The sequence below is a fragment of the Cupriavidus sp. 01L46 genome (genome assembly GCF_056399905.1).
Window position 1 is genome coordinate 1 of sequence record NZ_JBFTSF010000285.1, and the last position, 7,681, is coordinate 7,681.

The window sequence follows — 7,681 nt, forward strand, 5'->3', positions numbered from 1 at the left end:
AATTCCATCGGGGCCGCAGGCTTGGCCTGCACTAGGCCGGATATAAGTCTGCAACCAACCCTGATCGAGCATCGCGTGACGTTTACCTAGCAAACCGGGGCGCGTTCATATAAGTGACCGGCAGCCCCCGCAGGGGGATGTCGTATGGCCCTTGGGCGCAAAAACCAACGCCGCTCAAAGCAACAGCGGCCAACCCCGCCGGAGGGATGTCGTATGGCCCTTGGGTACAAAAACCAACACCGCAAAAAACTGCGACAACCCCCAAAGCCAACCAATCCTCATCCCCCCACCGCCAAAACCCGATCCGCAGCCAATATCAGCCGGCTGATCGGGCTGGCCCCGGTATGACGGGGTTAGAATCCACCTTTATTTTTCCTACGCAGCGGAGTCCACGTGCTGGCTGAACAGCGGCAAAAATTCATCCTCGACCAGCTCGCCGCCAGCGGCGCGCTGGCCATCAGCGAGCTGGTCACCGAGCTGGATGTCTCGCGCGAGACCATCCGGCGCGACCTCAACGCGCTGGCGGCGCGCGGCCTGCTGATTCTCACGCACGGCGGCGCGCTCACGCCCGAGCGGGCCGAGCCGGATGCCCAGACCCGCGCCGCGGTCAATGCCGAGGGCAAGCGCGCCATCGGCATGCGCGCGGCGGAGCTGGTGCCCGATGGCGCCTCGCTGATCATCGACTACGGCACCACCACCCACACCGTGGCGCAGGCGCTGCATGGTCATCACAACCTGCTGGTCTACACCAATGATTTCGCCATCGCCCTGCTGCTGGGGCGGCGCAATGGCAATCGGGTGGTGATGCTCGGTGGCGAGCTGCAGGACAACGAGGACGCCACCCACGGCTGGGACACCATCGAGCAACTGTCGCGCTACCACGCGGACTTTGCCTTTATCGGCACCGGCGGCATTACCGCCGACGGCCAGATGAGCGATTTCTCGCGTGCCGCCGCCGAGCTGCGCAGCCGCATGCTGCAAGCGGCGAGCGTGGCCTGCGTGGTGGCGGACCACACCAAGTTTGGCCGCAATGCCGGGGTGCTGGTGAAGCATTTCGAGAAGGCGGCTTACGTGATTTCCGATATGGCGCCCGAGCCCGCGCTGGCCGCGGCGCTGAAGGAGCGCGGGCCGGTGTTGCGCATCGCCTGAGCGTGGCAAAGGCGGCGTCAGCCGAGGCTGGCCGCAATAGCCAGGGCCGTCGCCTCCAACGCGTCCAGCGCGATGGGCGCATGGGGAAAGCGCCTGCGGCGGCGGCGTCCCGCGATGTCATAGTCAATGCCATAGCCATCCACGCCAAGCACGCGTACGCCGCCCGGCGCGGCGAGGGACACCGCTTGCACGATCCCGGCCTCGATGCCTGGCGGCACCTGCGGCAAGGCATCCCACGCCGATTGCCCAATCCAGCCCATCCGGCCGACGCCGGCGATAAACCGTATGGCGCTCGGATGGATGCGGAAGAACTGGAAATCCAGCGCCAGCAATGGCTCGGCAGCTGGCGCATAGCGCAGGTAACGCGCCAGCTCGTCGGCATTCGGCTCGATGCGGGCCGCATCGCCCACCAGCGTCAGGCGCGGGGCGTTCTGCACGTCCGCGGCGCCGGGCTGCAGCACCGACAGGCTCACTCTCGCATCGGCAAGGAGGTTCCGCGTGTGCTCGGCCAATGCGCTGACGCAGATCACGGGCGCGCTGGCCGCATCGGCCACGAACGGCACCACGGTGGCGTAGGGGTAGCCGGGCAGGGCGCAAGCATGCGTGGCCAGGGTGCCGTAGGCCGCTTCGTGGAGCAGGCTGACAACTTGATCGATCGGGACTTCCACGTTCTTGCCCCCATGTCTGTGCACGATCCGAGGATTGTACGGCGTGCTCAGGCCCGGCTTCGAGGCCGCCAGCCGCTGCTCGGTGGTCGCTGATCGCACAAAAATACAAGCAAGCAGCCTTTATATGTCTGCTGGTCAAAGGTGTTGTGCCTGTGTTGCCACCCACGTCAAATGCTAAGCTTCGCCCTTGACGATACATTCAACCTCGATCTTGAATGTATTGACATGACCCGGTGGCCGTCGCCGCATCGCCGCCGGGCTCGCCGCGGTTGCGCCGCCCCGGACCATCCGGGCAGCGCCGTGGCATCCCTCGGCACGCCTGCCGGACAGGTATCCGCGGCGGCCGTCTTCTGCCAAGCACCAGCACATCGAAACAAAGAGACACTTGTGACATCTGCCTCCCTTGAAACATTCCTGGCCGGCGTTGCCCGGCGCGACCCCGACCAGCCCGAGTTCCTCCAGGCCGTGAAGGAAGTCATGATGACGCTCTGGCCCTTCGTCGAGCAGCATCCGCGCTACGGCGAACAGGCCTTGCTGGAGCGGCTGGTGGAACCCGAGCGCGTGATCCAGTTCCGCGTGGCATGGACCGACGACCGCGGCCAGGTGCAGGTCAACCGGGGCTTTCGCGTGCAGCACAGCTCCGCCATCGGCCCCTACAAGGGCGGCATGCGCCTGCATCCCACGGTCAATCTCTCGGTATTGAAGTTCCTGGGCTTCGAGCAGACGCTGAAGAATGCGCTGACCACGCTGCCCATGGGCGGCGGCAAGGGCGGCTCGGACTTCGATCCCAAGGGCAAGTCCGACGGCGAGGTGATGCGCTTTTGCCAGGCGCTGATGACCGAGCTCTACCGCCACCTCGGCCCGGACACCGACGTGCCCGCCGGCGATATCGGCGTGGGCGCGCGGGAAGTCGGTTTCATGGCCGGCATGATGAAAAAGCTGTCCAACAGCTCCGCCAGCGTCTTCACCGGCAAGGGCATGGMCTTCGGGGGCAGCCTGATGCGGCCCGAAGCCACCGGCTACGGCACGGTGTATTTCGCGCAGGAGATGCTGCACCGCCGCGGACGCGATTTCAGCGGCCTGCGTGTGCTGCTGTCCGGCTCGGGCAACGTGGCCCAGTATGCCGCCGAGAAGGCGATCGAACTGGGCGCCAAGGTGCTAACGGTCTCCGACTCCGGTGGCGTGCTGCATTACCCCAAGGGCATGAACAGCGAACAATTGACGGCCTTGATGGCTTTCAAGAACGAGGCGCGCGGCCGCCTGGCCGATTTCGCCGCCGAGCAAGACCTGCACTTCGAAGCCGGCCGCACGCCCTGGCACGTGCCGGCGGACGTGGCGCTGCCCTGCGCCACGCAAAACGAGCTGGACGGCAATGACGCCGAACGCTTGCTGGCCAATGGCGTGTTCTGCGTGGCCGAAGGCGCCAACATGCCTTCCACGCTGGACGCCGTGGACCGCTTCCTGGCCGCGCGCATCCTCTACGCGCCGGGCAAGGCCAGCAATGCCGGCGGCGTCGCCACCTCGGGGCTGGAAATGTCGCAGAACGCCATGCGCATGTCCTGGCACCATGCCGAGGTCGACGAGAAGCTGCACGCGATCATGAAGGACATCCACGGCAACTGCATCCACTACGGCCAGAAAGCCGACGGGTTCATCAACTACGTCGAAGGCGCGAACGTGGCCGGGTTTGTGAAGGTCGCGGACGCGATGCTGGCGCAGGGCGTGGTTTGATAGCGGGCGCATAGCCGGCTCAAGCACGTTGGCCGGCGCCTTGGTCTTCTGACCAGGCCGCCGGCGCCCAAGCGGCATAGCGGGACGGCGACGACGCCATCCCGCTATTTTTTTAGGTATTTGCCGCCCACGGCGCTGCCGGGCGTTGTTTGCCGCCGACACTCCGGCGGTTGCGTGGGAATACCTGAGTGCAGGCATGGAGACCGCGTTGAATCCCCGCTTTTGAGGGGTATTAATTCTGCGACCCGCGCGGGTGCCCGATTTGCGGGAAAGCGCCTTGCCGCGAGCCAATATTCTGTAATACGGGCCCGCAGAAAAAACCTGCGGCAGCCGCGATCTTGCCCGTCTGTCATATGTACGAGTGCCATGTTCATCGCATAGACTACCGGCTTAAAACATAAAAACAGCGGTGAATCGGGTGTCCTCCAACCAATTCCACTTCATCTCKGGCTTGCCCCGGTCAGGGTCAACCTTGCTGTCCGCGCTGCTGCTGCAGAATCCCCGGTTCCATGCCGGAATGACGAGCCCGGTGGGGACACTGTTCAATGCCGTGCTGGCGCAATGCAGCGCCGGCAGCGAATTCGGGCCCGTGATCGCCCAGGACCAGCGCCGCCGGCTGCTGCGTGGCCTGTTCGATAGCTATTACGCAGACAAGGCAAGCAAAGGCGTGGTGTTCGACACCAATCGCAACTGGTGCGCACGCATGCCCGCGCTGCAGGATCTGTTTCCCAACGCCAGGGTGATTGCCTGCGTGCGCAATGTCGCCTGGGTCATGGACAGCCTTGAGCGTTTGTATCGCGCCAATCCGTATGAAAACACCAAGCTGTTTTCCGATGACGCTGAACGCAGCACCGTCTATAGCCGGGTCGATACCCTGGCGCAGCGCAATCGCCTGGTTGGCTTTGCGTGGGCCGCGCTCAAGGAAGCCTATTACGGCGAGAACGCCGGTTCCCTGCTGCTGGTCGATTACGATTTGCTCAGCCAAGCGCCCGACAAGGTAATGCGCCTGGTTTATGACTTTATCGGCGAGCCCTGGTTTGAGCACGATTTCAATAACGTGCAATACGACGCGCCAGAGTTCGATCAGTCCTTGGGCGTGTCCGGCCTGCACCAGGTGAAATCCAAAGTGGCAAAGCAAGCTCGGCGCAGCATCCTGCCGCCGGACCTGTTCGAGAAGTACGCCGCGCTGTCGTTCTGGGAGGACGGCAGCAAAAGCGCGGCCAATGTCATCCGCGCAAAGCTCGAATAGCGCGATTAGCGCGATTAGCGCGATTAGCGCGATTGATTCGATTGACGCGTTTAGTTCGACGAACAAGGGCTGGCACTCGCTGGCCGATTTCAGAATACCGACCAGAAAATTGCAGCCCGCCGCACGCCACCTGAGCCGTGCCCGGCGCGGGTGCGCGAGGAGAGCGATATGTGGTGGACCCGGAAGCAGAAGGTAGAGGRCGCGGTTGCAATCCCGGCCCGGCCCGCAAAGCCGTCCAGCCCGCTCTCCTCGTCGCTGATCATGGCGCTGGAGCCCCGCATCATGTTCGACGGCGCCGCGGTCGCCACGGCGGCGGCTGCGGCGGCGCACCCGGCAGGCGATGGCCATGGCGCGCCGGCGGACAGCCACGCAGCGGATAGCCACCCCACGGATAGCCATGTGGCGCCGGCCGCAGCGCCAGCCACTCCCCAGCCTGCGGACGCCGCCGGCCATGCTCCCGCGCCCGCCGAAGCCGGTGCCCCGTCTTCGCCGGGTCCGGCGCCGTCCGGGCACAACGTGCTGTTCGTGGATAGCCGGGTGGACGACAGCGCGAGCCTGCTGGCCGGTGTCGCGCCCGGCACCGAAATCGTCTACCTGAACCGCAACGCGGACGGCCTGGCCCAGATGGCCGACTACCTGTCGGCCCATCCCGGCGCCAAGTCCGTCCAGATCATCGCGCACGGCGAGGCTGGCGACCTGTGGCTTGGCAATACCTATTTGTCCGGCGACAACGTTGGCAACTACGCCAGCAGCCTGGCCAGGATCGGTAGCGGCATCCAGAGCGGGGGCGACATCCTGATCTATGCCTGCAGCACCGCGCAAGGCGCGGCCGGCCTGTCGTTCATCGACTCGCTGGCCGCGCTGACGGGCCGCGATATTGCCGYCTCGGACAACCGCACCGGCGCGGGCAGCGACTGGAACCTGGAAATCTCCACCGGCCAGATCGAAGCCACCTCGGTGCTGTCGGCCAGCGCGGAATCCGCCTATGCGCATGACCTGGCGCTGCTCACCGTGACGAACGCCGCAGATGCCGGTGCCGGCACGTTGCGCAGCGCGATCGCCTCGGCGCAGGCGGGTGACACCATCACCTTCAGCACCGGGATGACGATCAACCTGTCGACCATCACGTCGGGCAATTCGCTGCTGGTGATCAGCAAGAACCTCACCATCGATGGCGACATCAATCACGACGGCATCGCCGACGTCACGCTCGATGGACAATACAAAGGCCGCGTGCTGCAAATCACCTCCGGCTCGACCGTCGGGCTGGAGGGGCTGGTGATCGAACATGGCCTGGTTTCGGGCAATGGCGGGGCCGGCGGGGTAGCTGCAACCGCCGCGCAAGGTGGCGGCATCTACAACGCCGGGACGCTGACTCTGACGGATGTCACCGTCACGGCCAATGCGGCTTCCGGCGGCGGAGGTGGCGGTGGTGTGACCGCCCCCTATGCTGGCGGCGCTGTTGGCGGCGGCGGCGGCGGCGGTGGCGGCATGCTCGGCACTGGCGGTGGGGCGGGGGGCGCGGCTGGCTTCGGAACAGGTTCCTATGCCGGTACGTCAGGCAATGCCGGCGTTGGGGGCAACGGAGGCACTTACAACCCGAGCTTCATGGGAGGCCATGGCGGCACTACAACTGGCGGTGCGGGGGGCACGGGCGTTGCAAGCTATTCGAACGGCGGCAACGGAGGGACTGCCACCAACGGCTCCATCTCGATCGGCGGCGGCGGCGGCGGCAGTGGGTGGGATGCCACCGGGGGCGCCGGTGGCAGCGCGGCGGGTGGCATCTTCAACGCGACTGGCGCAACCCTCAATGTGGTTGGCAACTCGATCATCAGCAACAACCTGGGCGCGGGTGGTGGCGGTGGCGGTGGGGCTGGCGCGGGAAGCGGGAGCAACGCKAACGGCGGTGCAGGTGGCCTGGGTGTGGGCGCCATATGGAACCAGGGCACCGTGCACATCACGGCTTCGGCCTATGCGGCGATAACCGGCAACGCAGGCGGAAGCGGGACGGGTGGCCCGGCACTCGGCGGCGGGGCTGCCGGTATCAGCCCAGCGGCCGTTGGCAAGATCTACAACGACACCGGCGGTATCCTCGACAAGACCTACGTCCCGAACGCCGCCCCCGTTGCCACCACTAGCGGCGGCACGACCGCGTTCACCGAAGGCAACAACGTCGCCAGCACGCCGGTGGTGGTCGATAGCGGCGTCACATTCAGCGATGCGGACAACACCAYGTTCGCCAGCGGCAAGGTGGCGATTACCAGCAATTTCCGCATCGGCGAAGACGTGCTGGCCTTCACCAACAACCCCGCCACCATGGGCAATATCTTGGCGAGCTACAACGGCGCGACCGGGGTGATGACCCTGACCTCGGCCGGTGCCACCGCCACGACGGCCCAGTGGCAAGCGGCGCTGCGCTCGGTCACGTACACCGATACCTCGGACACGCCGTTCACAAGCAACCGCACCATCACCTTTACCGTCAATGACGGCACGKCCRATAGCAATGCCGCGGCCAAGACGGTCAGCGTTGCCGCGGTCGACGACTCGCCCATTGCAACGGCCAGCGGCGGCACCACCGCGTTCACCGAGGGCAACAACGTCACCAGCACGCCGGTTGCCGTCGATGGCGGCTTCACGGTCAGCGATGCGGACAACGCCACGCTGGCCAGCGCGACCGTCGCCATTACCAGTAACTTCCAAGTTGGTGAGGACGTGCTGGCCTTCACCAACAACCCCGCCACCATGGGCAATATCTCGGCGAGCTACAACAGCGCGACCGGGGTGATGACCCTGACGTCGGCCGGCGCGAGCGCCACGACGGCGCAGTGGCAAGCGGCGCTGCGCTCGGTCACCTACACCGATAGCTCGGACGCGCCGAACA

5 protein-coding genes are annotated in these 7,681 nt (G+C 65.7%); 4 read left to right on the top strand and 1 reads right to left on the bottom strand.

All coding sequences use genetic code 11. From position 1 onward, the window contains the following. Positions 1-393 precede the first annotated feature (393 nt). On the top strand, positions 394-1,149 hold the full coding sequence (locus AC1DS3_RS31640; protein WP_441634527.1) for a DeoR/GlpR family DNA-binding transcription regulator: 756 nt from the start codon (positions 394-396) through the stop codon (positions 1,147-1,149). Between the two features lie 17 nt (positions 1,150-1,166). On the opposite strand, the gene AC1DS3_RS31645 is transcribed toward AC1DS3_RS31640, so the two are convergent. Then, positions 1,167-1,817 carry a HugZ family pyridoxamine 5'-phosphate oxidase gene (locus tag AC1DS3_RS31645; protein WP_477109244.1) on the bottom strand — a complete coding sequence of 217 codons (651 nt, stop codon included), beginning with the start codon at positions 1,815-1,817 and terminating at the stop codon, positions 1,167-1,169. A gap of 387 nt (positions 1,818-2,204) precedes the next feature. Here AC1DS3_RS31645 and gdhA point away from each other — a divergent pair, with 387 nt between their 5' ends. The 3 genes from gdhA to AC1DS3_RS31660 form a co-directional block, all read left to right on the top strand. Next, the gene (gene gdhA / locus AC1DS3_RS31650; RefSeq protein WP_477128687.1) at positions 2,205-3,548 is read left to right on the top strand and encodes an NADP-specific glutamate dehydrogenase; all 1,344 of its coding nucleotides are present in this window, start codon (positions 2,205-2,207) and stop codon (positions 3,546-3,548) included. Between the two features lie 418 nt (positions 3,549-3,966). Beyond that, a complete protein-coding gene (locus AC1DS3_RS31655; RefSeq protein ID WP_441634531.1) occupies positions 3,967-4,797 on the top strand; it encodes a sulfotransferase family protein in 831 nt (276 codons plus the stop codon). A 168-nt stretch (positions 4,798-4,965) separates the two neighbouring features. Continuing rightward, a partial coding sequence (locus tag AC1DS3_RS31660) for a DUF4347 domain-containing protein (protein WP_477128688.1) occupies positions 4,966-7,681 on the top strand: 2,716 nt, incomplete at its 3' end.